Annotated in this window: 20 protein-coding genes; 12 read left to right on the forward strand and 8 right to left on the reverse strand. The window is 64.5% G+C overall.

Going from position 1 to position 24,996, the window contains the following annotated elements; translation table 11 throughout:
- The first annotated feature begins 351 nt into the window (after positions 1-351).
- Both QBK88_RS11780 and QBK88_RS11785 read left to right on the forward strand, forming a co-directional pair.
- A complete protein-coding gene (locus tag QBK88_RS11780; RefSeq protein ID WP_277962163.1) occupies positions 352-1,794 on the forward strand; it encodes an ATPase domain-containing protein in 1,443 nt (480 codons plus the stop codon).
- A gap of 21 nt (positions 1,795-1,815) precedes the next feature.
- Positions 1,816-2,193 (forward strand): response regulator, encoded by a 378-nt coding sequence (locus QBK88_RS11785; RefSeq protein WP_277962164.1) that lies wholly within the window; start codon positions 1,816-1,818, stop codon positions 2,191-2,193.
- Here QBK88_RS11785 and QBK88_RS11790 read toward each other — a convergent pair.
- On the reverse strand, positions 2,182-3,360 hold the full coding sequence (locus QBK88_RS11790) for an aspartate aminotransferase family protein (protein WP_277962165.1): 1,179 nt from the start codon (positions 3,358-3,360) through the stop codon (positions 2,182-2,184). The two genes, QBK88_RS11785 and QBK88_RS11790, sit on opposite strands and share 12 nt — an antisense overlap.
- A gap of 94 nt (positions 3,361-3,454) precedes the next feature.
- Between QBK88_RS11790 and QBK88_RS11795 the strand changes: the two genes are divergently transcribed.
- On the forward strand, positions 3,455-4,363 hold the full coding sequence (locus QBK88_RS11795; RefSeq protein ID WP_277962166.1) for a LysR family transcriptional regulator: 909 nt from the start codon (positions 3,455-3,457) through the stop codon (positions 4,361-4,363).
- Between the two features lie 79 nt (positions 4,364-4,442).
- On the opposite strand, the gene QBK88_RS11800 is transcribed toward QBK88_RS11795, so the two are convergent.
- Positions 4,443-5,708 carry an MFS transporter gene (locus QBK88_RS11800; protein ID WP_445764927.1) on the reverse strand — a complete coding sequence of 422 codons (1,266 nt, stop codon included), beginning with the start codon at positions 5,706-5,708 and terminating at the stop codon, positions 4,443-4,445.
- Between the two features lie 309 nt (positions 5,709-6,017).
- Between QBK88_RS11800 and QBK88_RS11805 the strand changes: the two genes are divergently transcribed.
- Positions 6,018-6,809, forward strand: a complete 792-nt coding sequence (locus QBK88_RS11805) for an AraC family transcriptional regulator (RefSeq protein ID WP_277962168.1) — start codon at positions 6,018-6,020, stop codon at positions 6,807-6,809.
- 73 nt (positions 6,810-6,882) lie between these two features.
- Positions 6,883-7,842, forward strand: coding sequence for a quinone oxidoreductase family protein (locus QBK88_RS11810; RefSeq protein WP_277962169.1), 960 nt, complete (start codon positions 6,883-6,885; stop codon positions 7,840-7,842).
- Between the two features lie 4 nt (positions 7,843-7,846).
- Here QBK88_RS11810 and QBK88_RS11815 read toward each other — a convergent pair whose 3' ends face one another.
- Positions 7,847-9,040, reverse strand: a complete 1,194-nt coding sequence (locus tag QBK88_RS11815) for an MFS transporter (RefSeq protein ID WP_277962170.1) — start codon at positions 9,038-9,040, stop codon at positions 7,847-7,849.
- A gap of 262 nt (positions 9,041-9,302) precedes the next feature.
- Here QBK88_RS11815 and QBK88_RS11820 point away from each other — a divergent pair, with 262 nt between their 5' ends.
- A complete protein-coding gene (locus QBK88_RS11820) occupies positions 9,303-10,559 on the forward strand; it encodes a gallate dioxygenase (protein ID WP_277962171.1) in 1,257 nt (418 codons plus the stop codon).
- Here QBK88_RS11820 and QBK88_RS11825 read toward each other — a convergent pair.
- Positions 10,535-11,746, reverse strand: coding sequence for a LysR family transcriptional regulator (locus tag QBK88_RS11825; RefSeq protein WP_268149882.1), 1,212 nt, complete (start codon positions 11,744-11,746; stop codon positions 10,535-10,537). The two genes, QBK88_RS11820 and QBK88_RS11825, sit on opposite strands and share 25 nt — an antisense overlap.
- A gap of 108 nt (positions 11,747-11,854) precedes the next feature.
- Here QBK88_RS11825 and galB point away from each other — a divergent pair, with 108 nt between their 5' ends.
- The 5 genes from galB (at position 11,855) to QBK88_RS11850 (ending at position 17,366) form a co-directional block, all read left to right on the forward strand.
- Positions 11,855-12,595, forward strand: a complete 741-nt coding sequence (galB, locus tag QBK88_RS11830) for a 4-oxalmesaconate hydratase (RefSeq protein ID WP_277962172.1) — start codon at positions 11,855-11,857, stop codon at positions 12,593-12,595.
- Positions 12,592-13,305, forward strand: coding sequence for a 4-carboxy-4-hydroxy-2-oxoadipate aldolase/oxaloacetate decarboxylase (locus QBK88_RS11835; RefSeq protein ID WP_277962173.1), 714 nt, complete (start codon positions 12,592-12,594; stop codon positions 13,303-13,305). The genes galB and QBK88_RS11835 overlap by 4 nt, the downstream gene beginning before the upstream one ends.
- Positions 13,306-13,309: 4 nt before the next feature.
- Entirely contained in the window at positions 13,310-14,368 is a 1,059-nt protein-coding gene (locus QBK88_RS11840; RefSeq protein WP_277962174.1) for a 4-oxalomesaconate tautomerase, read from the forward strand.
- 176 nt (positions 14,369-14,544) lie between these two features.
- Positions 14,545-16,209 carry an MFS transporter gene (locus QBK88_RS11845; RefSeq protein WP_277962175.1) on the forward strand — a complete coding sequence of 555 codons (1,665 nt, stop codon included), beginning with the start codon at positions 14,545-14,547 and terminating at the stop codon, positions 16,207-16,209.
- The gene (locus QBK88_RS11850) at positions 16,206-17,366 is read left to right on the forward strand and encodes an HlyD family secretion protein (RefSeq protein WP_277962176.1); all 1,161 of its coding nucleotides are present in this window, start codon (positions 16,206-16,208) and stop codon (positions 17,364-17,366) included. Before QBK88_RS11845 ends, QBK88_RS11850 begins: the two co-directional genes overlap by 4 nt.
- Before the next feature lie 32 nt (positions 17,367-17,398).
- Here QBK88_RS11850 and QBK88_RS11855 read toward each other — a convergent pair whose 3' ends face one another.
- From QBK88_RS11855 to QBK88_RS11865, 3 genes are all read right to left on the reverse strand, one after another.
- Positions 17,399-17,848, reverse strand: a complete 450-nt coding sequence (locus QBK88_RS11855) for a hypothetical protein (protein ID WP_277962177.1) — start codon at positions 17,846-17,848, stop codon at positions 17,399-17,401.
- Between the two features lie 468 nt (positions 17,849-18,316).
- Positions 18,317-19,660 (reverse strand): glucarate dehydratase, encoded by a 1,344-nt coding sequence (gudD, locus tag QBK88_RS11860; protein WP_277962178.1) that lies wholly within the window; start codon positions 19,658-19,660, stop codon positions 18,317-18,319.
- Between the two features lie 28 nt (positions 19,661-19,688).
- The gene (locus QBK88_RS11865) at positions 19,689-21,095 is read right to left on the reverse strand and encodes an MFS transporter (RefSeq protein WP_445764923.1); all 1,407 of its coding nucleotides are present in this window, start codon (positions 21,093-21,095) and stop codon (positions 19,689-19,691) included.
- Positions 21,096-21,295: 200 nt separating this feature from the next.
- Here QBK88_RS11865 and QBK88_RS11870 point away from each other — a divergent pair, with 200 nt between their 5' ends.
- On the forward strand, positions 21,296-22,006 hold the full coding sequence (locus QBK88_RS11870; RefSeq protein ID WP_277962179.1) for a FadR/GntR family transcriptional regulator: 711 nt from the start codon (positions 21,296-21,298) through the stop codon (positions 22,004-22,006).
- Between the two features lie 17 nt (positions 22,007-22,023).
- Here the strand turns inward: QBK88_RS11870 and mgtA are convergent, their stop codons facing one another.
- A complete protein-coding gene (gene mgtA / locus QBK88_RS11875; RefSeq protein WP_277962180.1) occupies positions 22,024-24,735 on the reverse strand; it encodes a magnesium-translocating P-type ATPase in 2,712 nt (903 codons plus the stop codon).
- Positions 24,736-24,996: the final 261 nt, after the last annotated feature.

Below are 24,996 nucleotides of genomic sequence, written 5' to 3' on the forward strand. Positions count from 1 at the left end.
GACTCGTGAACCGGGTGGAGGGGATGCGCGTTTTCCGCTTTTCGCCTTCCTGGCCCTGCGACGTTTTGCGACATTGATTGCCGCGAAAGCTAATGGCTGAAGGCCTGCACGTCTAATTGCTTGTTTCGATAGCGCCATTGAGCGGGTCGATGGCAGCCGCGAAACGTTCGCCGGCAAGTCGACTGCGGCCGGGGGGCAGTGTGCTGCAGCCCGGGCAGGGGTAAGATAAACTTCGACAATGGTGGGGTATGGGGCCCAAACGGGTATAGAATCCCTTATTCTTCAAGAGATTAAACGTTCCGTACACGGGGCGGTCTATCTCGGCGATTATTTACAAAGGCAGGCCGGAACTTGGAACAGCTAAAACGCCTTGAAAGCGGAATTGAAGGGCTCGACCTTCTGTTGAAGGGCGGCCTGGTCGCGGGCTCGTCCTACATCGTCCAGGGGCGACCGGGTTCGGGCAAGACCATCCTGGCCAACCAGCTGGGCTTCAACCACGTGCGCAATGGCGGGCGGGTATTGGTGGCGACCCTGCTGGCCGAGTCCCACGAGCGGCTCTTCCAGTACCTGTCGACCCTGAGCTTCTTCGATGCCAGCCGCATCGGTAACGAAATCCAGTTTGTCAGCGCCTTCGACACCCTGGAAAACGAAGGGCTGGATGATGTGGTGAAACTGCTGCGCCGCGAGATCAGCCGGCAGAAGGCTACCGTGCTGATCGTCGACGGGCTGCTCAATGCGCGCTCCAAGGCCGAGTCGCAGATCGACACGAAAAAATTCATCTCGGAATTGCAAGGCCATGCTGCCTTCGCCGGTTGCACCGTGCTGTTCCTTACCAGCTCGCGGCTGGACGACGGCAGCCCCGAACACACCATGGTCGATGGCGTCATCGAAATGGGGGAGGAGTTGTTCGGCACCCGTTCGGTGCGCCGCATCCAGTTGCGCAAGACCCGCGGTAGTGGTGCCCTGTCGGGCCTGCACGAATGCGAGATCACCGACGATGGCCTGGTGGTGTACCCGCGCATGGAAAGCCTCTACAGCCACCCGTCGCGCCCCGACAGCGCCGACCTGACCCGTCTGCCCAGCGGCGTGCCGGCACTGGACAAGCTGATCGGCGGTGGCCTGCCACGGTCCTCGGTGACCCTGGCCATGGGCCCCTCGGGCATCGGCAAGACCTCGCTGGGTATTCACTTCCTGGGCGCCGGTACCACCGCCGAGCCGGCCCTGCATTTCGGCTTTTACGAGTCGCCCCAGCGGCTGGCCATCAAGGCTCAGGCGCTGGGCTACGACTTCAAGGCGATGCAGGACGCGGGTGCGCTGTTCGTGACCTGGCAGCCCACCACGGAGGGCCTGGTCGATGGCCTGGGTGCGCGGTTGCTCAAGCAGATCGACGAGTACAACATCAAGCGAGTGCTCATCGACAGCCTGGGCGGCATGACCCGCTGCGCCACCAGCAGCGCACGCCTGACCGAATTCTTCAGCGCCCTGATGGGCGAATTGCGCGCCCGTGGCGTGACCGTTTTCGTCACCTGGGAAATCCGTGGCCTGTTCGGCCCCGAGATCACTTCGCCCACGCCGGACCTGTCGAGCATTGTCGACAACCTCCTGCTGCTGCGCTTCGTGGAATATGAAGCTGAACTTAAACGCCTGCTGTCCATTCTCAAAGTAAGGGACAGTGTTTATGACCCTTCGCTTCTGGAGCTGGTCATCGACGAGCGTGGTATCGATCTTAAAAAGGCCTTCAAGCATGCAGAGGCAGTGTTATCCGGCAGCGCCTCGGCGGTCAGCAAGCCTTGAAGACGCCCGGATCGAGTTGACATGAGCACCATCCTGATCGTCGATGACGAATTCATGATAGCCAACATTCTCGAACTGGCGTTCGAGGAAGAAGGCTATGAGGTCGTCAAGGCTGCGAACGGGCGCAAGGGCTTGGAAGTGCTTGAGCGCGAGCGCCCGGCGCTGGTCATCACTGACTTCATGATGCCCGTGATGGACGGTCTGGAAATGGCCCGCAAGATCCGCGAGCACCCGTTGCACCGCAAGTTGCCTATCCTGCTGATGAGCGGTGCGCAGGGCAGCATCGGGCGCGCAACCCCGGAACTGTTCGCTGCGGTATTCGACAAGCCGTTCAAGCTCGACGAGGTGATCACCAAGGTGAAAGAGCTCATTGGCGGGGCGGACAACTCACCGCATTGAAGCCAGTAACGCCAGCAGACGCTCGACGATAGCCACCCGATCCTCATTCCCCAACGTCAACGGCGGCAGCAGCCGAATGGTCCGGCCGCGGGCCACGTTGATCAACAGCCCGTGCTCAAGGGCCGCCAGCTTGGCCAGGTGGGCCGCGGGCTGCTGCAGCTCGATGCCGATCATCAGGCCGTGGCCACGCACTGCCACTACCCCCGGATGGCCCTTCAGGGCACCCCGCAAGGCATCCAGCAGCAATCTGCCCTGATGCTCTGCGTTGGCGACCAGGTTTTCCTGCTCCATGATGTCCAGCACCGTGCACGCCACCCGGCACGCCAACGGGTTGCCGCCGAATGTACTGCCATGGCTGCCAGGGCTGAACAGGCTGGCCGCCGTACCCGTGGCCAGGCAGGCGCCGATAGGCACACCATTGCCCAGGGCCTTGGCCAGGGTCATCACGTCGGGCACCACGCCTTCGTGCTGCCCAGCGAACCAGCGGCCTGTGCGGCCCAGCCCGGTCTGGATCTCGTCGAGCATCAACAGCCACTGCTGAGCGTCGCATAGCTCGCGCAAGGCCTTCAGGTAGCCACCCGGAGCCACCTGTACGCCGCTTTCACCTTGCACCGGTTCCACCATCACGGCCGCAATGCGTTGCCCGTACCGTTGGGCCACGGCTTCCAAGGCCAGCACGTCACCGAACGGTACGCTGATGAAACCCTCCACCAGGGGCGCGAAACCGGCCTGGCAAGCAGGGCTGTCACTGGCTGAAAGGGTGGCGAAGGTACGGCCGTGAAAGCTGTTTTCCATCACCACCACCAGCGGCTGGCTGATGCCTTTCGCCGTGGCGTGCAGGCGTGCCAGTTTCAGGGCCGCTTCATTGGCTTCTGCGCCGGAATTGCAGAAGAACGCCCGGTCCATTGCGGCCAGCGTGGTCAGGCGCGTTGCCAGGCGCGCCTGCCAATCGATACGGTAAAGGTTGGAGCAGTGCAGCAGCAACCCGGCCTGGTCGCGGATGGCCTCGACGATACGCGGGTGGCTGTGGCCCACGGAAGTCACGGCAACACCGGCCAGGGCGTCCAGGTATTCGCGGCCTTCGTTGTCCCACAGGCGGCAACCAGCGCCCCGTTCGAAGCTGATGGGCAGTGGCTGGTAATTGTTCATCAGGGCGGTCATGGGCATCGTGTCCTTGCAGGGTGTGGAGCGTCAGTATGTTTATCCAGCAAAGCGGGATAAACGGCTCTAGACTGAGAGGACTTTAAAGTGGGAGTGGATAATGGACCTGTTCCAGGCCATGGGCGTGTTCGTCCAGGTGGTGGAGGGCGGCAGCATGACCGCCGCCGCCGATGCATGCGGCATGTCCACCACCATGGTGGGCAACCACCTGCGGGCGCTGGAGCAGCGCCTGGGCGTGAGCCTGTTGCGCCGAACCACTCGGCGCCAGAGCCTGACCGAGTTCGGCAGCGCCTATTACCAGCGTTGCCTGGATATCCTGGGCCAGGTCAGCGCCGCCGAGCAATTGGCCGAAGAAGTGCAAGCCGTGCCCCACGGTACGCTTCGCATCACCGCGCCGCCGACGTTTGGTGCCGAGTGCCTGATGCCGTGCCTGGCCGCTTACCTGAATGAAAACCCGGCGGTGAAGCTCGACGTAGTATTGACCGACCGCCTGGTCGACCTGGTGGAAGAGGGGTTCGATGCGGCCATCCGCCTGGGCACCCTGGAAAACTCCAGCCTGATTGCCCGGCCGCTGCAAGACTATGGCCTGACGCTGTGCGCGGCCCCGGTGTACCTGGCGCGGCGCGGCACGCCCGCGGATGTACAGGCCTTGGCCGGGCACGATTGCCTGGCCTTTGCCTACCCTGCAGGCACCGAGTGGCGGTGGACGCAAAAGCACTGGCGCCTGAGCGGCCCCGAGGGGGAGGTGAGCGTGGACGTCAGTGGCCGCATCGCCGTCAACAGCGCCCCGGCGCTCAAGCGCGCGGCGATATCGGGGTTGGGCATCGCGATGTTGCCCGATGCGCTGGTGCGCGAGGAACTGGCCAGCGGGCGGCTGGTGCCGCTGCTGCCCGACTGGCATTTGCCGGTGCGCCCGATGCACCTGGTCTACCCCCAGGAGCGTTACCGTTCACCGAAGCTGCGCAGCTTCGTGGAGTTCGTGGTCGGGGCAATGGCAAAGGACATGTAGCAACGGGCCTGGCCGCGTCCTGGGCGCCGCGGTGTTTCCAGCACACCGCTTGGCCCCGACGCGGCAGCCCAGCCACCGCTCAGACTTCCAGGCGTTTTACCTCGCCCAGCAGCAACAGATAGGCCAAGGCACCTGCCAGGGCCACCGCGCCGATGAACCACAGCGCGCCGGTGAACGAACCACTGCTCGACACGATGAAACCGATCACCAGCGGCGTGATGATGCCGGCCAGGCCGGTCACCAGGTTGAACACGCCGGCGGTCAGGCCGATCAGTTTTTTCGGGGCGATGTCGGAGATCACCGTCCAGCCCAGGCCAACCATGCCCTGGCCGAAGAAGGCGATGGACAGAATGGCGATCACTGCCTGGTCGCTCTCCACGAAGTTCGCCGCGACAATGCAGCTGGCCATCAGCAACCCAGCGATGATCGGCAGCTTGCGGCCCAGGCTGGCGTTGCCGGTGCGCTGGATCAGACGGTCGGAGAACCAGCCGCCCAGCATCACCCCGCAGCCCGCCGCGATGAATGGCAACACGGCGAAGATACCCATCTTCATCCAGCCCATGTGGCGCTCTGTGGACAGGTAGGTGGGGAACCAGGTCAGGAAGAAAACCAGGGTGGAGTTACCGGCGAACTGGCCCAGGCAGGCGCCCCAGATCTGCCGGAAGCCCAGCAATTGGCGCAGGCTTTTCCAGGAGAACGGGGTTTTCTTCTCGTCCTTGGGCGCCAGGCCGCCACCGGCTTCGATGTACGCCAACTCAGCGGCATTGACGCGGGTGCACTCGTGGGGTTCGCGGTAGCGAAGCTTCCATACCACCGCGAACACCAGGCCGATCACGCCCACCAGCACGAACAGCGAACGCCAGCCGTAATGGGCCAGCAGCATGAACAGCAGCGGGCTGAGGAAGGCCAGGCCGATGTACTCGCCCACGGTGTAGATACTGGTGGCCCGGGCACGTTCCTGCTGAGGGAACCAGGTGGCGACAACGCGGCTGTTGGTGGGGAAGCAGGTGGCTTCGCTGACGCCGAGCAACAGGCGCAGGCCAATCAGCGAAGTGAAACCGGAGACCAGGCCGTGCAGCAAGGTTGTCAGCGACCAGGCACTGGCGGCGACGAAATAGGTCTTGCCGCTGCCAAAGCGGTCGAGCAGGGCGCCGCCGGGTACCTGGGCCAGCACGTAACTCCAGGCGAAGGCAGAGAACATCACGCCCATCAGCGCCGGGTCGATGCCCAGTTCGGTGGTCATTGTGGGCGCGGCGATGCCGAGGATGCTGCGGTCCAGGTAGTTGATGATGGTACCCACCGCCAGCAGCGTCAGAATGACGAAGCGGGCACGGCTGGGACGCACGGCAGAGGCAGCAGCGGAACGAGGCACGGTGGGGATCGTCACTGCGCCCGAATGATTGTCAGGCATGGGGTGATTCTCGTCTTTGTAGTTGTTGCCCGCAGGCTATTGAAGCGTCGACGCAGGGTCAAGGCAAAATGTACGAACTAGTTCGATGATCGGCCGCTAAACCCCTCTGCGACGGGCTGCCGCACGCGCTACCGGCAAAGGTTAAGAATTTTTCATCCTGCTGACCACCCGGCGAAGCGCTAGTAGCGGTAAAACGCATGGCTGGTTACCCTGTGGGCTTTTCCCCAGCCGCCTCGCCCCGCCATGGCCCTCGCCGCCCCACCCGACCTCACCAACCTCGACATTCCCGTCCAGCCGCTGGCGCGCGCCTACCCGCGCGGGCTGTTCGTGGAGCCCCACCAGCATGCCTGGGGCCAGTTGCTGTACGCGACCAGCGGGGTGATGTGGGTGGAAACCCCGGCGGAGGCCCTGATGGTGCCGCCCCAGCGCGCCGTGTGGCTTCCCCCGGACGTGCCCCACGGGATTCGCGTGGTCACCGACCTGCAAATGCGCAACATCTACTTGCGCCCGGCCATCGCCGCCACCCTGGACCGCCGCGTGCAGGTGCTTGAAGTGGGCGGCCTGCTGCGCGAACTGATTCTCAACCTGGTCGACCATGGGCGCGAAAGCCGGGGTGAGTACTACCAGGCGCTGGCGCAATTGGCGGTGCTGGAGCTGCACAAGGCGCGTCGCAGTGCCTTGCGGGTGCCTTTGCCCGCCGCAGCGGACCGGCGCCTGATGAACCTGTGCCAGGCGGTCATGGCACACCCCTCGCTGGCGGTTTCGTTCGAACAGCACGCGGCCATGGCGGGCGCGAGCGTGCGTACCCTGGCGCGGCTGTTCCAGGCGAATCTGGGCATGGGGTTCGCCGAATGGCGGCGTCAGGTGCAATTGGCCACGGCGGTGGCCGAGTTGATCCAGGGCGTGCCGGTCAGCACCATTGCCCGCGCCATGGGCTACTCGCCCAGCAGCTTCAGCGATATGTTCAAGCGCGCCCTGGGCGTCGCGCCGTCGCACTTTTCATCGCCACCGCCTTCACCCTCGGTTGGCCGATAAACCGAAGCACTTGGCCGGCACCCCTGGCAGGCCGGTCATACACTGCCGGCGCATCCACTGAAGGGGTACACCCATGAAAGCACTGCAGTTCAAGCAAACCGGCGACCTCGCCCATCTTGAAGTCGCCGACCTGCCAACACCGGTGGCGGCCGAAAGCCACGTGCTGGTTCAGGTTCGGGCTGCCGGCCTGAACCCCAGCGACGTGAAAAATGTGCTGGGCCGCTTTCCATACACCACCTTGCCCAGGGTGCCAGGCCGCGACTTCGCCGGTGTGGTGGTCGAAGGCCCGGAGCGTTTGCTGGGCCAGGAAGTGTGGGGCACGGGCAGCGACCTGGGCTTCAAGCATGATGGTAGCCACGCCCAGTACCTGACCGTGCCCGCCGACGGCGTGGCGCTGAAGCCGCGGCAGTTGAGCTTTACGCAGGCGGCCAGCCTGGGGGTGCCGTATACCACGGCCTGGGACGCGGTGGACCGCAGCCAGGTCGGCCAAGGCACGCGGTTTCTGGTGTTGGGCGCCAACGGCGCGGTGGGTTCGGCGGCACTGGCCCTGGCGCGCATCCGCGGTGCCGAGGTACTGGCCGCGGTGCGCCGCCCGGAACAGGCTGCGGCCCTGCGAGCGCAAGGTTACCCGGTGATTCTGCTGGAGCACGCCGACACCCTGGCAGCGCAAGTGAACGAAGTATTCACGGGGGGCGCCGAGGTTATCTTCGACACCACCGGCTTCTGGCTGCCGGCCGCGGTAGGGGCGCTGGCGACCTTCGGCCGCATCGCCATCATCGCCGCGCCGGTCAACGGCCTGGTGGAGTTCTCGGCCCTGGGCCTGTACCGCAAGGGTGGCTCGGTGGTGGGCGTCAACAGCCTGCTTTACAACTGCGCCGCCTGCGCGCGCATGCTGGAGCAATTTGGCGGGTATTTCGACAACGGCCAGCTGCCGTTGCCCACTGACCTGCTGGAAGTACCGCTCACCGAAGGCCTGGCGGCCTATGCGGCGGTCAATGGCGGCAGCAGCCAGAAGGTCATCCTCCTGCCCTGACAGGCTAGGGCTTGCGGGAATTGAACAGGAACGCCACCAGCCCCACCAGCGGAATGGCGCTGCCGACCTTCATCACCAGCGCCCAGCCACCCGCTTCATACAAGCTGCTGGCAATCGCCGAACCCACCGCGCCGCCGACGAAGATGCTGGTCACGTACAGGGCGTTCAAGCGTGCGCGGCTGTTGGCATCCAGGCTGTAGATGATGCGCTGGCCCAGCACCATGTTCATCTGCACGGCGAAATCCAGCAGTACCCCGGTCAACGCCAGGGCCACCACGCTATAGGCCGGGTGAACCAGCGCCGTGGTGAAACTCACGGGTGCCAGCACCATGGCCAGCAGCGAGGCCCGGCGGGTATGGCCGGCATCTGCCAGGCGCCCGGCGATGGGCGCGGCGATGGCGCCGATGGCGCCCACCAGGGCGAACACCGCGATCTGGCTCTGGCTCAGGCCGTGCTGGCGGGACAGCTCCAGGGGCACGGCGGTCCAGAACAGGCTGAAGGTCGCGAACATCAGTGCCTGGTAGAACGAACGCTGGCGCAATGGGCCATGGCGACGCACCAGGGTGCCCAGGGACGCCAGCAGTTGCCCGTAGGTGGCGCTGTGGTCCGGTTGGCGGTGGGGAATGGTGCGGGCCATGATCAGGGTAATGGCCACCATCACCGCGGCGGCCACGTAGAACACCGCGCGCCAGCCGAAGTGGTCGGCGATCACGCTCGCCAGTGGCCGTGCGAGCAGGATACCCACCAGCAGGCCACCCATGATACTGCCCACCACACTGCCGCGGGTCTGTTCGCTGGCCATGTGCGCGGCCAGCGGAATCAGCATCTGCACCGACACCGAACTGAAGCCGATCAACAGTGACACGATCAGAAAGACGCTGGGCTGGGTGCTCAGCGCCGCGCCAATCAGGCTGACAGTCGCCAGCAGCGTGGTGCCGAGCATCAGTTTGCGGTTTTCCAGCAAGTCGGCCAGGGGCACCAGGAAGAAAATCCCCAGGGCATAGCCGATCTGGGTCAGGGACACGATCAGGCTGGCGCCGTGGGCCGACAGCCGGATGTCCGGGGCGATCAGTTCGATGATCGGCTGGGCGTAGTAGATATTGGCGACGATGGCCCCGCAGCAGAAAGCGAACAGCGCCACCATGGCGCGGCTCATGGTCGGGTGTTTCAGGTGGGTGGGGTCGGTCAGACTGGTCATGGTGTGCTCTTCATGGCGGGGGATCGGTGGCTCGGGAAGGGCGCGCCACCGATTCGAATTCTGCCGCAAGGCTAAGCCCCCGCAACGCCCCGCGCCAGAGCGTTCGCGTTAATAATGACCATCGGCCTCAGGCATGATGGCCACGGCTTGCCGCGGCGATAAACAAAAACGACCCCTCCTTAACCATTACACAGAAGACGTTGCACCGCCCCTGCGCTAGCCTGACTCATCAAAAGAATTCTTTCAGCGAGCAGAGGTTTTCATGGCGCGCATCATTGGCGGTCTCGCCGTTTCCCACACGCCTACCATCGGCTTTGCCGTGGACCACAACAAGCAGGAAGAAGCGGCCTGGGCGCCGATCTTCAAGGACTTCGAACCTATCAAGGCGTGGCTCGACGAGCACAAGCCCGATGTGCTGTTCTACATCTTCAACGACCATGTGACCTCGTTTTTCTTCGACCACTATTCGGCTTTTTGCCTGGGCGTCGACGAGCGCTACGAAGTGGCCGACGAAGGGGGCGGCGTGCGCGCGTTGCCGGCCATCGGTGGCCACGCTGAACTGTCCCGCCACATCGGCCGCAGCCTGATGGCCGACGAGTTCGACATGGCGTTCTTCCGCGACAAGCCCATTGACCACGGCCTGTTCTCGCCCATGTCAGCGCTGCTGCCGTTCGACACCGAATGGCCGGTGCAGGTAGTGCCGCTGCACGTGGGCGTGCTGCAATTCCCGATTCCCAGCGCGGCCCGTTGCTACAAGCTGGGCCAGGCGCTGCGCCGGGCCATCGAAAGCTTCCCCGAAGACCTCAAGGTCGCCGTGGTGGCCACCGGTGGCGTGTCGCACCAGGTACACGGCGAGCGCTGCGGCTTCAACAACCCGGAGTGGGACGCGCAGTTCCTCGACCTGCTGGTCAATGACCCGCAACGCCTGACCGAGATCACCCTGGCCGAATACGCCGAACTGGGTGGCATGGAAGGCTCGGAAGTGATCACCTGGCTGATCATGCGTGGCGCACTGTCGGCCAACGTGATCAAGCGTCATGAGGGGTATTACCTGCCTTCGATGACCGGCATCGCCACCCTGGTCCTGGAAAACCAGGCCCGCGACGTTCCGGTTGACCTGCTGGCGCGCCACCGCGAGCACATCGACCATCAGCTCAAGGGCGTGGAAAAGCTGCCGGGCACCTACCCCTTCACGCTGGAGCGCAGCCACAAGGGTTACCGTCTCAACCGCTTCCTGCATCAGATGATCGTGCCTGCCTGGCGTGAGCGCTTCCTGGCCGACCCGGAGGCGCTGTTCGAAGAGGCGCAACTGAGCGAGCAGGAGCGCGACCTGGTCCGCCGCCGCGACTGGCTGGGGTTGTTGCAGTACGGGGTGATCTTCTTCCTGCTGGAGAAACTGGGTGCGGTCACCGGCGTCTCGAACCTGCACATCTACGCGGCCTTCCGTGGCCTGTCGCTGGAAAATTTCCAGAAAACCCGCAACCAGCAGGTGCTCTACTCGGTGGCCGGCAAGCGCTGAGCCACCGCCGCGCGAATCTGCTCCATCAACGCCTGGGCCGCGGGCGCATGCAGCCCGGCGCTGCGGTAGGTCAGGCCGATGGGGCGTTCGGTGAGAGGGAGTTGCAGTGTCAGGGGTTGCAGCTCGCCGCTGTCGATCTCGTGGCCCAGCTGGTGGGCCGATACGGCGGCGATCATGTCCGAGCCCAGCAGCAACCCGCGAATGATCGCCAGGTCAGCGCTCTCCACCACGGGCAGGGGCGGGTCGATGCCCCAGGCGGCGAACTGACCGTTCAGCAGGCCACGGGCCGGGCTGCCCGCGCGGGGCAGTACCCAGCGCATATTCTGCAGCTCGTCCGGTTGCAGGGCATGCCCTTGCAAGGGGTGATCGCGTCGGGCCAGCAGCACCATCGCTTCGGTCAGCAGCGCCTCGCCGTGCAGGTCACTGGCGAAGTCGGCCGGGCGCAGGGCGCCGAAGACGAAATCCACATCACCGGCACGCAGCTCCGAGGCCAGCAACTCGAACGGGCTCTCGTTGGTCGCCACCCGCACCCCTGGGTGGGCCGCGGTCAGGGCAACGATAGCGGCGGGCAACAGGCGGCTGCGGCCCAGGGGCAGGGCGCCGACGTTGACGGTGCCTTGCAGGGAGCCACGCAGGGCCGCCAGGTCGGCGTCGATGTGGCGCAATTCGTTGAGGGCGCGACGCAACGGCGTGAGGATCTCGCTGGCCGCGCGGGTAGGTTGCAGGCCCCGGGAAGAGCGCTCGAACAGCAGGCAGCCACTGCCACCTTCCAGCACCTTCAGCGCCGCGCTGACGGCCGGCTGGGTCAGCCCGTACAGGCTGGCCACGGTCTGCATGTGGCGGGTCTGGCACAGGGCGATGAATAGCTCCAGGCGCCGAGCATTGAGCAAATACAAGGGCTCGGCGGCGTGCCCCGCGACATTGCCCAGCAGCGCCGGCACGCTCTCCAGCTCGTCCAGCGTCCGGCGGGCCCGGGCCAGTACGCGCTTGCCCTGGTCGGTCAGCAGCATGCCACTGGCATGGCGCTCGAACAGCGGTACGTCCAGGCGTGTTTCCAGGTCGCGGATGGCCCGGGTCACCACCGACTGGGCGCGGTACATCAGGGTCGAGGCGCGCGAGATGCTGCCATGCTCGGCCACTCGCACGAAGGCGCGAACCTGGAGCAGGTTGGGCAGTTCGTCGACCATGGCAGGCACCCCCGATAAATAAAAAGTATACCTAGCCTAACTGAATGCATTATTCCCCGCCAAGGCCGCGTGACAGGATGAAGTCATTCCAACCCGCAGGAGTCCACCATGTCTGCCACTCATAACAAGACCGCCCTGGTGGTCAGTGCCCACTCCGCCGACTTCGTCTGGCGGGCCGGTGGCGCCATCGCCCTGCATGCCCGTCAAGGCTATGACGTGCACATTGTCTGCCTGTCGTTCGGTGAGCGTGGCGAGTCGGCGAAAATGTGGCGCAAGGGCCCGGGCATGACCGAAGAAATCGTCAAGGCCGGCCGTCGTCAGGAAGCCGAGGCCGCCGCCGAAGTGCTGGGCGCCACCGTCGAATTCTTTGATATCGGCGACTACCCGATGCGCGCCGACACCGAGACCCTGTTCCGCCTGGCCGATGTATTCCGCCGCGTGCAGCCTGAATTCGTACTCAGCCACTCGCTGAAAGACCCCTACAACTACGACCACCCCCTGGCCACCCACCTGGCCCAGGAAGCGCGCATCATTGCCCAGGCCGAGGGTTACAAGCCTGGCGAAAAAATCGTCGGTGCGCCGCCGGTGTACAGCTTCGAACCGCACCAGCCCGAACAGTGCGAGTGGAAACCCGACGTGCTGCTGGACATCACCGAGGTCTGGGACAAGAAATACGCCGCCATCCAGTGCATGGCTGGCCAGGAACACCTGTGGGAATACTACACCCGCGTGGCCTTGCAGCGTGGCGTGCAGGCCAAGCGCAACATTGGTATCACCTCGAAGAAAGACATCGTGTATGCCGAGGGTTACCAGAGCATCTTCCCCCGCGTTACGGAGAATCTGGGATGAGCCTTGTCGGAAAAACCGGTGTCGTGGTGCGCAACATCCAGCGTGCCGACAGCGCCCTGATCGACGAACTGCGCCAGTACGGCGTGGCCACCGTGCACGAAGCCCAGGGCCGCAAGGGCCTGCTGGCACCGTTCATGCGCCCCATTCAGCAAGGCGTGGCCATCAGCGGCTCGGCCATCACCGTGCTGGTGGCGCCTGGCGATAACTGGATGTTCCATGTGGCGGTCGAGCAGGCCCAGGCCGGGGATATTCTGGTGGTTGCCCCCAGCTCGCCCTGCACCGACGGCTATTTCGGCGACCTGCTGGCCACGTCGCTGCAGGCCCGTGGTGTGCGCGGCCTGATCCTGGAAGCGGGTGTGCGCGATACCCATACCCTGCGGGAAATGGGTTTCCACGTGTGGTCCAAGGCGGTTCACGCCCAGGGCACCATCAAGGAAACCCTGGGCTCGGTGAACATTCCGGTGATCTGCGCCGGGCAACTGGTGAACCCTGGGGACGTGGTGCTGGCCGACGACGATGGCGTAGTGGTGGTACGGCGCGCCGAACTGCTCAGCGTGGTCGAGGCCGCCCGCAAGCGCGCCGATCTTGAAGAAAGCAAGCGCCTGCGTCTGGCCAGCGGCGAGCTGGGCCTGGATATCTACAACATGCGCCCACGCCTGGCCGAGAAAGGCCTGCGCTACGTGGATGACATCAGCGAACTGGAGGACTGAGGTCGTGGCCCAGCGTCGAATTCCTTGCCTGATGATCCGTGGCGGTACTTCCAAGGGTGCCTATTTCCTGGCTGACGACTTGCCTGCCGAGGCCGAAGCCCGGGACCGCGTGTTGCTGGCGGCCATGGGCTCGCCCGATGCGCGGCAGATCGACGGCATTGGCGGCGGTGACTCGCTGACCAGCAAGGTGGCGATCATCAAGCGTTCGGCGCGGCCCGGCGTCGACGTGGACTACCTGTTCGCTCAGGTCGTGGTGGATGAGCCGCGGGTGGACTACGGCCAGAACTGCGGCAACATCCTCGCCGGCGTCGGCCCGTTTGCTCTGGAGCGCGGGCTGGTGCAGGCCAGCGGTGATGTGACTGCGGTGCGCATCTTCATGGAAAACACCGGCCAGACCGCCACCGCCCAGGTGCAGACCCCGGGCGGTGAAGTGGTCTACGCCGGTGATACCCGGATCGACGGCGTGCCCGGCAGCGCGGCGGCAGTGGTCATCGAGTTCGATGACATCGCCGGTTCCAGCTGCGGCTCACTGTTTCCCACCGGCAACGTGGCCGATACCTTCGACGGCGTGGCCGTGACCTGCATCGACAACGGCATGCCGGTGGTGCTGATCCGCGCCAGCGACCTGGGCCGCACCGGCTATGAAAGCCGCGCCGACCTGGACGCCGATGGGGAACTGAAGGCGCGTCTGGAATCGATTCGCCTGCAGGCCGGCCCGGCCATGAACCTGGGCGACGTCAGCGCGCGCACCGTACCGAAGATGTGCCTGGTGGCCGCGCCGCAGCAGGGCGGGGCGATCAGCAGCCGCAGTTTCATCCCCCACAAGTGCCATGCCTCCATCGGCGTGTTCGGCGCGGTCAGCGTCGCCACCGCGTGCCTGTACCCAGGCTCGGTGGCCAGTGACCTCAGCGACGTGCCTGCCGGCGACCACAAACGCCTGGCGGTGGAACACCCCACGGGCGAATTCACCGTGGCGGTGCACACCGACAACGGCAAAGTGGTCAGTTGTGGCCTGGTGCGCACCGCGCGGTTGCTGTTCGATGGCAAGGTTTGCATTGGCTGAAGTGGCGCAGGTCCCCTGGTAGCAGCGGACCTGGCCGCGTCCCGGGCGCCGCGTAGTGCCAGGCACTGCCCGCAAACGCCCGATGCTTCCCACCCTGCGAACTGGCGCAACGCGCCGCAGTCAGATTTACTGGTACCCTCATAGGGTTTACGTTTTTCTGATGCCCGCAGGTGCCAATGGACCGCTACGCCCCCCACCAATGGTTGCCCCATGAGAAGCCGAGCCTGCCCGGCTCGCCATCCACGCCATTGCACTCCACGCCCAAGCGCCTGGCCTTCGCTGCCGTTGGCCTGCTGGTGGCTATCACGGGCGGCCTGGGCAATGCCCTGGTCACGGCCAACCTGCAATTTCTGCAGGGTGCGCTGGGGGCCACCCAGGCGGAAATGGCCTGGCTGCCCGCCGCTTACGTCATGACCAACATTTCCATGAACCTGGTGCTGGTCAAGTTCCGCCAGCAGTTTGGTCTGCGCGCGTTCACCGAAGTGTTCCTGGTGCTCTACGCCCTGGTCACCTTCGCCCATCTGTTCGTCAACGACCTGAACTCGGCCATCGCCGTGCGTGCTGCCCACGGCATGACTGGCGCGGCGCTCAGTTCCCTGGGCCTGTACTACATGATCCAGGCCTTCCCTGCCAAGTGGCGGCTCAAGGCTCTGGTGCTGGGGTTGGGGGCCTCGCAACTGGCCTTGCCACTGGCCCGGGTGTTTTCCGAGGACTTGCTGCAGATCGCCGAATGGCGTGGCCTGTACCTGTTCGAACTGGGCCTGGCACTGACCGCCCTGGGGTGCGTGTTCATGCTCAAGCTGCCGCCGGGGGACCGCTTTCGCACCTTCGAACCGCTGGACTTCCTCACGTTCGCTATCCTTGCCACAGGCTTCGCCCTGCTGTGCGCGGTGCTGTCGCTGGGGCGTATCGACTGGTGGCTGGAAGCGCCCTGGATCGGCTGGGCGTCGGCTGCCTGCATCGTACTGGTCTTCACGGGCCTGGCCATCGAGCATAACCGCAGCAACCCCATGCTCATGACCCGCTGGCTGGGGAGCGGCGTGGCCATCCGTCTGGCCCTGGGGGTGATCCTCATCCGCATGGTGGCCTCGGAGCAGTCGACAGGCGCGGTGGGCTTTCTGCAGGCCCTGAACATGAGCCAGGAGCAGATGCGCAGCCTGTATTTCGTGATGCTGGTGGGCGCGGTCGCCGGGTTGGCCGTCAGCGCCTGGACCATTCGCCCGGAACACCTGTTCATGCCCTTGATCGTGTCGCTGGCGCTGATGGCCACGGGGTCGTACATGGACTCGTTTTCCAACAACCTCACGCGGCCCTGGAACATGTACCTCAGCCAGTTCCTGCTGGCTTTCGGCAGCACCTTCTTTGTGGGGCCGACCATGGCCCTGGGCACGCGCAACGTGGTCACCAACCCGCGGAACCTGATCAGCTTCTCGGTGCTGTTCGGCATCTGCAACAACCTGGGCGGCCTGATCGGCTCGGCGTTGCTGGGCACCTACCAGATCGTGCGGGAAAAATTCCATTCCAGCGTCATCGTCGAGCAGCTTACGCTGCTTGACCCCAGGGTACTGGCCCGCGTGCAGAGCAGTGCGTCGAGCTATGCCTCGGTAGTGGCCGACACGTCCTCGCGGACCAATCTGGGCTACCGCGCGTTGTCCACCGCCGCGACCCGAGAGGCCAACGTGCTGGCCTACAACGACGTCTTCATGTTCATCGGCGTGGTCGCGGTGCTGACCATGCTGTGGATATTCATCCGCAGCCTGTGGCTGCTGACCACCACAACCACCCAGGCGCCCCCTGCGGCGTCGCCTTCCGAACCTGCCAGCGGCGCCTCTTCTTCATGACCGAACCGACGACGACCACCACCAACGCCATCGCTTCCACCCCCGAAGGGGTTGCTCCGACTGCCACTGCGCCCCGCTCCCTGAGGGTGCGGGTCATCTCCACGCTGGTATTCGCCAGCATCGCGGTCGTTGGCGTATTGATCGTGCTCTATGCCTGGGAGCTGCCGCCGTTCAGCAGCAAGATCGAAAGCACCGAGAACGCCCTGGTGCGTGGCCAGACTACGATCATCGGCCCGCAACTGGCCGGCTACGTGTTTGAAGTGCCGGTACAGGACTTCCAGTTCGTCAAGGCCGGTGACCTGCTGGTGCGCCTCGACGACCGAATCTACAAACAGAAAGTGGACCAGTCCCTGGCCCAGTTGGAGCAGGCCAAGGCCAGCCTTGCCAACAACCTGCAGCAGCGTCGAAGCGCCGAGGCCACCATCGCCCAGCGCCAGGCCGCCATCGGTGACAGCGACGCCCAGGCGCAGAAAAGCGCCGCGGCCCTGCGCCGCAACGAAGCCCTGGTCAGCGACGGCTCCGTGTCCAAAAGCGAGCTGGACGTTGCCCGTGCGGCGAACGCCGCCGCCATTGCGGCCCTGGCCCAGGCCAAGGCCGCACTGGAAATTTCCCGTCAGGACCTGCAGACGGTCATCGTCAATCGCGCATCCCTGGAAGCGGCCGTCAGCAGCGCCGAAGCCGCGGTGGAACTGGCGCGCATCGACCTGTCCAACACCCGCATCACCGCCCCGCGTGATGGCCAGCTGGGCCAGATCGGCGTACGCCTGGGCGCCTACGTCAACATTGGTGCGCAGCTCATGGCCCTGGTGCCCGACACCCTCTGGGTCATCGCCAACATGAAGGAAACCCAGATGGCCGACGTGCGCGTCGGCCAGCCCGCCACGTTTACCGTCGACGCCCTCAACCACCTGCGCCTGCGCGGCCACGTGCAACGCATCTCGCCGGCCACCGGCTCGGAGTTCAGCCTGCTGCAGGCGGACAACGCCACGGGCAACTTCGTCAAGATTGCCCAGCGTATTCCGGTGAGGATCACCGTGGACAGTAACCAGCCGGAGGCGCAACGCCTGCGGCCGGGGATGTCGGTGGTGGTGAGTATCGATACCGGGTATGTGGTGGAGGATGAGCGAGGCGAGCCGGTGCGCGGGGAGGAGGATTGAGGTGTCGTCGAACCTGCCCCGGCTAGATAGGCTCAGGGGCGAGGGGCGGGGGCCTGCTGGAGTGTGAAATGCAGGTTCTTGAGTCCGTCGGTGGTGTTGACCAACGCATCGCTTCGGTACTGAAGGACGCGGCCCTTCACTTCCAGAGTCATAGCGCCTTGGTTTTGGCTGACCTTGACTGCATCGTCGTCCGACACCAGAAACGCCTGTGCGTGTGCCAGTTTTTCCAACACGCTGGCGTCGTCGCCGCTCTCTTGCGTGATGTAGTAGCGGTAGCTGAACGACGTCGTGGCGCCGCCGCTATTGTCACGAGCTCCGTAGAAGAAGAGGTTGTCCTGTAGAGGAACCTTGACGACCACTTTATCCAGCTCGGGAACGGCTTCGCTATCCAGCCAGTACCAGGCGTTGGCCAGCAAGGAAACGACCAGCAGCGCGTTGGCGAAGGGCTGGAAGCGGGCTCTAGTAATGCTTCCACTTTGCATATGCCACTCCTTTGCTGATCCATTCCTGGTCTTGAAAATCATCACCGTAGGGTGCTTCGCTCTGGCGTTGAGCAAGCTGAAGGTTGGCGTCTATGGAGACACTGCGAGGGTGGGGTGGGACACGCATGGATCATCCTGAAAAGCGCGGAAAGAGCGAATAGTACACGTCGCATGGACCAGGATGTTGCCAGAAACCAAGAACCAGGTGTTTCCTACAAGGTTGTCGGAAAGGCGTTCAATGACGGCGATGGTGAGGAGCACCCCTGTGGGACCGGGCGAAGCTCGGGAAGGCCTCGGCGCGGTGTGTCTGATGCACCGCAGCGCCTGCTTCCCGAGCTGGCGCCCGGTCCCACAGGGTGAACTGACCGCGATGGTGAGGAGCACCCCTGTGGGATCGGGCGAAGCTCGGGAAGGTGACGACGCGGTCTACCTGCGGGGCCTGCTTCGCGAATTGGCTCCCCAAGCAGGTCAACGCACCAGGCAAGGCTTCTTGTTATCGAACTTCCACCCCGGCACCAGGAACTGCATGGCAACGCTGTCGTCACGCGCGCCCAGGCCCATGCCTTTGTACAGTTCGTGGGCCTTGGCCACGGCATCCATGTCGATGTCCACGCCCAGCCCCGGCTTGGCCGGGACCTTGACGAAGCCGCCTTCGATCTTCAGCGGCTCCTTGGTCAGGCGCTGGCCGTCCTGCCAGATCCAGTGGGTGTCGATGGCCGTGATGTCCCCCGGGGCGGCAGCGGCCACCTGGGTGAACATGGCCAGGGAAATGTCGAAGTGGTTGTTGGAGTGCGAGCCCCAGGTCAAGCCCCAGTCGTTGCACATCTGCGCGACACGCACCGAGCCCTGCATGGTCCAGAAGTGCGGGTCGGCGAGGGGGATGTCCACCGATTGCAACTGGATGGCGTGGCCCATCTCGCGCCAGTCGGTGGCGATCATGTTGGTGGCGGTGGGCAGGCCAGTGGCGCGGCGGAATTCGGCCATCACTTCACGGCCCGAATAGCCATTTTCCGCGCCACAGGGGTCTTCGGCATAGGCCAGCACCTTGTGCTGGTCGCGGCACAGGGCGATGGCTTCTTTCAACGACCAGGCGCCGTTGGGGTCCAGGGTGATGCGCGCATCCGGGAAGCGTTCGGCCAGGGCGGTGACTGCTTCGATTTCCTCGGCGCCGCGCAACACGCCACCCTTGAGCTTGAAGTCATTGAAACCGTATCGGGCCTTGGCGGCTTCGGCCAGGCGCACCACGGCTTCCGGGGTCAGGGCTTTCTCGTGGCGCAGGCGGCTCCAGTCGTCGCTGGCATCCGGCTCGCTGCGGTAGGCCAGGTCGGTGGCGCCGCGGTCGCCCACATAGAACAGGTAGCCAAGCATTTTCACCGCGTCGCGCTGCTGGCCTTCACCCAGCAAGGCGGCCACCGGTACTTCAAGGAACTGCCCGAGCAGGTCCAGGAGGGCGGCTTCCATGGCCGTCACCGCGTGAATGGTGATGCGCAGGTCGAAGGTCTGCAGGCCACGCCCGGCGGCATCGCGGGCGGCGAAGGTGCTGCGCATCTGGTTGAGCACGCGCTGGTATTGGCCGATGGGCTGGCCGATCACCAGGCTGCGAGCGTCTTCCAGGGTCTCGCGGATGCGCTCGCCCCCTGGCACTTCGCCAACCCCGGTGTTGCCGGCGCTGTCGGTGAGGATAACGATGTTGCGGGTGAAGAACGGGCCATGGGCGCCGCTGAGGTTGAGCAGCATGCTGTCGTGGCCGGCCACGGGAATGACCTGCAGGGCGGTGACCACGGGGGTGTTGCTGTGTGCTGGGTGGCTCATGTCGGTTTTCCTGTTCGCGCGAAAAGGGTCAGATGGTTTTGCTCAGCGTCGCGCCATGAGGGGCGGCAGGAGCGATAGGGGCAGGCCCCTTGGGCTGGGTGCGGGCGAAGAACACCAGCACCGCGGCCAGAATCGACGTGGCCGTGAGGCCGTACAGCCCGCCCTGGATGGAGCCTGTGCTCTGCTCCAGCAGGCCGAACGTAGCGGGGGCGACGAAACCGCCCAGGTTGCCCAGGGAATTGATCAAGGCGATGACGGCCGCGGCGATGCGCGCGTCCAGGTAACCCTGGGGGATGGGCCAGAACAGCGACGACGCCGATTTGAAGCCGATGGCGGCGAAGCACACGGCCACGAACGCGAAGATAGGGCCGCCGGTGGTCGACAGAAACATGCCCGCCGCCGCGATCAACAGCGCCGTGGCGACCCAGGCCTGCTGGAAGCGGAACTTGCCCGACAGGGCCGCGAACCCGTACATGGCGATGATGGAAATCAGCCACGGGATGGAGTTGAAAAAGCCCACCTGCACGTCACTGAGGTCGCCCATTTTCTTGATGATGCTGGGCAGCCAGAAGGTGGCGGCGTAGATCGTCAGTTGAATGCAGAAGTACAGCACGCAGAAGATCAGGATCTGACCATCCTTGAGCAGCTTGCCCAAGCTTGGCTTCACGGTCTGCAAGGCGTCGCGGTCCTTCTGTTCCTGGTCGATGACGCCCACCAGCGCATCCTGTTCGGCGCGGCTCAGCCACTTGGCGTCGTGGGGGTTGGAGTCCAGCCAGAACCACACGAAGAAGCCCAGCAGCACCGAAACCAGACCCTCGATGGCGAACATCCACTGCCAGCCCTTCAGGCCCAGGCCGTTGAGTTGCAGCAGCGCGCCGGACAGCGGCCCGGAAATAAGCGACGCCACGGCTGAGCCGCTGAGGAAGATGGCGATGGCCTTGCCGCGTTCCACCCCTGGCAGCCAGCGGGTGAAGTAGTAGATGACCCCAGGAAAGAAGCCGGCTTCGGCTACGCCCAGCAGTACCCGCAGGATGTAGAACTGGGTTTCATTCTGGACAAAGGCCATGAGCGTGGCGACCAGGCCCCAGGTGAACATGATGCGGGTCAGCCAGATGCGTGCGCCGACTTTCTGCAAGAGGATGTTGGAGGGGACTTCGAACAGCGCGTAGCCGATGAAGAACAGCCCGGCGCCCAGCCCATAGGCCGCTGCGCCGATGCCCAGGTCGTGCTCCATGTGCGTGCGCACGAAGCCGATGTTGACCCGGTCGATGTAGTTGACGATGAACATCAGGACGAACAGCGGCAGCACATGCCGCTTCACTTTGGCGACAGCACGGGCCAGCAGCGGATCGCTGTCGGCGGCGGCAGGCGATGGTTTTGAATTGCTCACGATTCGACGCTCCCACTGATTGTTTTTATGCGGGTAGGTGTGCATGGCGAACCATGTCGACAGTCATCGTACAAGTTGTGTTTTGAGGATGCAATGGGTTTATAAACCGGACATCTGTATTTAGAGAGCTCGGTGGAGGTGAACGGTATACTTGTCATACAAGAGTGGATGAGGGCTTGCGCTAATGACGGCGCAAGCCGATCTGGTAAGCTGGCTCATGATCTTCTGTGGCGGAACTTGCCTGCATGCACGACCAACCCAACGTACCGGTGCGCAAGCGCGCCACCAGCCTGGCCCATGACCTTGTCGAGGTGTTGAGCCAGCAGATCCTGCTGGGGCAGTTCCGCCCTGGCGACAAGCTGCCTTCCGAACCCACCATTGTTCGTGAGCACGGTGTCAGCCGCACGGTGGTGCGCGAAGCCATCTCGCGCCTGCAGGCCTCGGGGCTGGTGGAAACCCGCCATGGCATCGGTACCTTCGTGCTGGAGCGCGAATCGCAACTGGGGCTGCGCCTGACCGTGGACACCGCTGCCAGTGTGCGCGGCATCCTCGAACTGCGCCTGGGGCTGGAAGTGCAAGCCGTGGCCCTGGCCGCGCAGCGACGCAGCGACGACCAGTTGCGGCGCATGCGCCAGGCACTGGACGACTACCAGGCGCAATTGGCCAACAACGACAGTTGCGTGGAAGAGGACAAACGCTTCCACCAATTGATCGCCGAAGCGACGGGCAACACCTATTTCACCGAGATCATGCAGCACCTGGGTGACTCGATGATCCCGCGTACCCGGGTGAAGGCCGAAGAGCGCGGCGATGCGGACTTCGAGCGGCTGGGGTACCTGGCCAGCCTGGAACATGAGGCCATCTTCCATGCCATCCGCAAGCAAGACCCCGATGCGGCGCGGGCGGCCATGGTGTTGCACCTGACCAATAGCCGGGACAGGTTTTCCGGCGCCTGAATCGGTGTTGCCTGGTTTTATTGCCAGCCGAACCGGCGGATATAGAAACGCTTCATGGCCTGGGTCAGTGCCACGTAGGCGGCCAGAATCACCGGCAGGAACACGAAGTACAGCGGCGGCAATGCCTGCAGCTTGAAGTAGTGCGCCAGCGGGCCCATGGGCAGGAAAATGCCGATGGCCATGATCACCCCGGTCATCACCATCAGCGGCATGGCCGCGCGGCTTTGCAGGAAGGGCACTTTCGGGGTGCGGATCATGTGCACCACCAGGGTCTGGGTCAGCAGGCCGACAATGAACCAGCCGGATTGGAACAGCGTCTGGTGTTCCGGGCTGTTGGCGCCAAACACGTACCACATCAAGGCAAAGGTGGTGATGTCGAACACCGAGCTGATGGGCCCGAAGAACAGCATGAAGCGGCCTACTTCCGCCGGCTGCCAGCGCTGCGGGCGCATCAGCATTTCGTCATCGACGTTGTCGAACGGCACGGCGATCTGCGAAATGTCGTACAGCAGGTTCTGCACCAGCAGGTGCATCGGCAGCATGGGCAGGAACGGAATGAACGCGCTGGCCACCAGCACCGAGAAGACGTTGCCGAAGTTGGAGCTGGCGGTCATCTTGATGTATTTGAGCATGTTGGCAAACGTGCGGCGGCCCTCCAGCACGCCTTCTTCCAGCACCATCAGGCTCTTCTCCAGCAGGATGATGTCGGCGGCTTCCTTGGCGATGTCCACGGCACTGTCCACCGAAATACCGATGTCGGCGGTGCGCAGGGCTGGCGCGTCGTTGATGCCGTCGCCCATGAAGCCGACCACATGGCCGTTGGCCTTGAGCAGGCGCACGATGCGTTCCTTGTGGGCCGGGGTCAGCTTGGCGAAGACGTTGGTGGTTTCCACCGCCACGGCCAGTTCGGCATCCGTCATGTCCTCGATGTCGTTGCCCATCAGCAGGCCTTGCTGGGCCAGGCCCACTTCACGGCAGATCTTGGCGGTCACCAGTTCGTTGTCGCCGGTCAGCACTTTCACGGCCACGCCATGCTCGGCCAGGGCCTTGAGCGCGGGTGCGGTGCTTTCCTTGGGAGGGTCGAGGAAGGCGACGTAGCCGATCAGGGTCAGTTCGCGCTCGTCGCCGAGGCCGTAGGTATCCTGGGTGGGCGGGCGCTCGCTGGCGGCCACGGCCACCACGCGCAGGCCCTCCGCATTCAGCTCGGCGGTCACCTGACGGATGCGTGCCAGCAGCGTTGCGCCCAGGGGTTCCACCTGGTCGCCGTGGCGCACCTGGTGGCACACCGAAAGGATCTCTTCCACGGCGCCCTTGCAGATCAGCACGTGGTGCTGGTCATGCTCGGCGACCACCACCGACATGCGCCGGCGATTGAAGTCGAAGGGAATCTCGTCCACTTTGCGGTAGGCGGTGGTTACCTGCAGGTCGCGCTGCACGTCCACGTGTTCGAGCACGGCCACGTCCAGCAGGTTTTTCAGGCCAGTCTGGTAGTAGCTGTTGAGGTAGGCCATTTCCAGCACTTCGTCCGACTCCTGGCCCCAGACATCCACGTGGCGGGCGAGGAAGATCTTGTCCTGGGTCAGGGTGCCGGTCTTGTCGGTGCACAGCACGTCCATGGCGCCGAAGTTCTGGATGGCGTCCAGGCGCTTGACGATGACCTTCTTGCGTGACAGGAACACCGCGCCTTTGGCCAGGGTCGAGGTCACGATCATCGGTAGCATTTCCGGGGTCAGGCCCACGGCGATGGACAAGGCGAACAGCACCGCCTGCATCCAGTCGCCCTTGGTGAAACCGTTGATGAACAGCACCAGCGGGGCCATGACCAGCATGAAGCGGATCAGCAGCCAGCTGATCTTGTTGACGCCGCTCTGGAATGCAGTGGGGGCCCGGTCAGTGGCGCTGACGCGCTGGGCCAGGGCGCCGAAATAGGTGCCGTTGCCGGTGGCGATCACCACGGCGGTGGCGGCGCCGGACACCACGTTGGTGCCCATGAACAGGATGTTGTCCAGTTCCAGGGGGTTGCGGGTGGACGGGTCGCGCAGGTGCACGAACTTCTCCACCGGCATGGATTCACCGGTCATGGCGGCCTGGCTGACGAACAGGTCCTTGGCGGTGAGCAGCCGGCAGTCGGCGGGGATCATGTCGCCGGCGCTGAAAATCACCACGTCGCCTGGCACCAATTGCTTGATCGGCAACTCTGCGCGCAGGTGCCCTTCGGCGTTGCGACGGCGTACCGTGGCGGTGTTGCTGACCATCGCCTTGAGGGCATCGGCCGCCTTGTTGGAGCGCGCCTCCTGCCAGAATCGCAGCAGGGTGGACAGCACCACCATGGAGCCGATCACCAGGGTTGCCTTCATGTCCTCGGTGACGAACGACACGACCGCCAGCAGGGTCAGCAGCAGGTTGAAGGGGTTTTTGTAGCAATGCCACAGGTGCACATACCAGGGCAGCGGCTGTTCATGCTCCACCTCATTGAGGCCGACCTGGGCGCAGATGTCCTGGGCCTGGGCTTCGCGCAAACCATCCACATGGCTGCCCAGGCGGTCGAGCAATGCCTGGCTGTCACCACCGGCGGCGCTGACCAGCGTCTGGGCCAGGGTGGGCGGTATTTCCCGGCTGACATTGCTGTCGGCCAGGCTTTCGAACAGCGCCAGGCGGCGGAAATGCCGGGCGATGTGACGGGTGCGCAGGAAACCCGCGAAAAATTCTTTGAGCAGGGTGAAGTTCATGGCGCTGCTTTCCCCAGGTGGCAGTGGGGAGACCATCGCGCAGGCACGGGCGCTGTCCTGGCTGCAGCGATGCAGGCCGGGGCAGGTGAGTCATCAGAGAAGGGGAAGGTTCGCCATCTCTCGCGTCGGGGCGAGAGCACGGCAGGAAAGCTGCGCGTTATCTCGCCGAGAATATGCCGGTATCGATGACCGGCCGACTACTGTCGCTCGAACAAGTGCCCACGTGGGGTCTCCGCGGTGATTGAAAACGCGCGCAGCATA

This window comes from Pseudomonas sp. RIT-To-2 (genome assembly GCF_029623465.1).
GTDB lineage: Bacteria > Pseudomonadota > Gammaproteobacteria > Pseudomonadales > Pseudomonadaceae > Aquipseudomonas > Aquipseudomonas silvicola.

Coding starts and splice junctions, on each gene's coding strand:
- QBK88_RS11785 (WP_277962164.1), top strand. CDS start 1,816: ATGAGCACCATCCTGATCGTCGATGACGAATTCATGATAGCCAACATT.
- QBK88_RS11790 (WP_277962165.1), bottom strand. CDS start 3,360: ATGCCCATGACCGCCCTGATGAACAATTACCAGCCACTGCCCATCAGC.
- QBK88_RS11795 (WP_277962166.1), top strand. CDS start 3,455: ATGGACCTGTTCCAGGCCATGGGCGTGTTCGTCCAGGTGGTGGAGGGC.
- QBK88_RS11805 (WP_277962168.1), top strand. CDS start 6,018: ATGGCCCTCGCCGCCCCACCCGACCTCACCAACCTCGACATTCCCGTC.
- QBK88_RS11810 (WP_277962169.1), top strand. CDS start 6,883: ATGAAAGCACTGCAGTTCAAGCAAACCGGCGACCTCGCCCATCTTGAA.
- QBK88_RS11815 (WP_277962170.1), bottom strand. CDS start 9,040: ATGACCAGTCTGACCGACCCCACCCACCTGAAACACCCGACCATGAGC.
- QBK88_RS11820 (WP_277962171.1), top strand. CDS start 9,303: ATGGCGCGCATCATTGGCGGTCTCGCCGTTTCCCACACGCCTACCATC.
- QBK88_RS11825 (WP_268149882.1), bottom strand. CDS start 11,746: ATGGTCGACGAACTGCCCAACCTGCTCCAGGTTCGCGCCTTCGTGCGA.
- galB (WP_277962172.1), top strand. CDS start 11,855: ATGTCTGCCACTCATAACAAGACCGCCCTGGTGGTCAGTGCCCACTCC.
- QBK88_RS11835 (WP_277962173.1), top strand. CDS start 12,592: ATGAGCCTTGTCGGAAAAACCGGTGTCGTGGTGCGCAACATCCAGCGT.
- QBK88_RS11845 (WP_277962175.1), top strand. CDS start 14,545: ATGGACCGCTACGCCCCCCACCAATGGTTGCCCCATGAGAAGCCGAGC.
- QBK88_RS11850 (WP_277962176.1), top strand. CDS start 16,206: ATGACCGAACCGACGACGACCACCACCAACGCCATCGCTTCCACCCCC.
- QBK88_RS11855 (WP_277962177.1), bottom strand. CDS start 17,848: ATGCAAAGTGGAAGCATTACTAGAGCCCGCTTCCAGCCCTTCGCCAAC.
- gudD (WP_277962178.1), bottom strand. CDS start 19,660: ATGAGCCACCCAGCACACAGCAACACCCCCGTGGTCACCGCCCTGCAG.
- QBK88_RS11865 (WP_445764923.1), bottom strand. CDS start 21,095: ATGCACACCTACCCGCATAAAAACAATCAGTGGGAGCGTCGAATCGTG.
- QBK88_RS11870 (WP_277962179.1), top strand. CDS start 21,296: ATGCACGACCAACCCAACGTACCGGTGCGCAAGCGCGCCACCAGCCTG.
- mgtA (WP_277962180.1), bottom strand. CDS start 24,735: ATGAACTTCACCCTGCTCAAAGAATTTTTCGCGGGTTTCCTGCGCACC.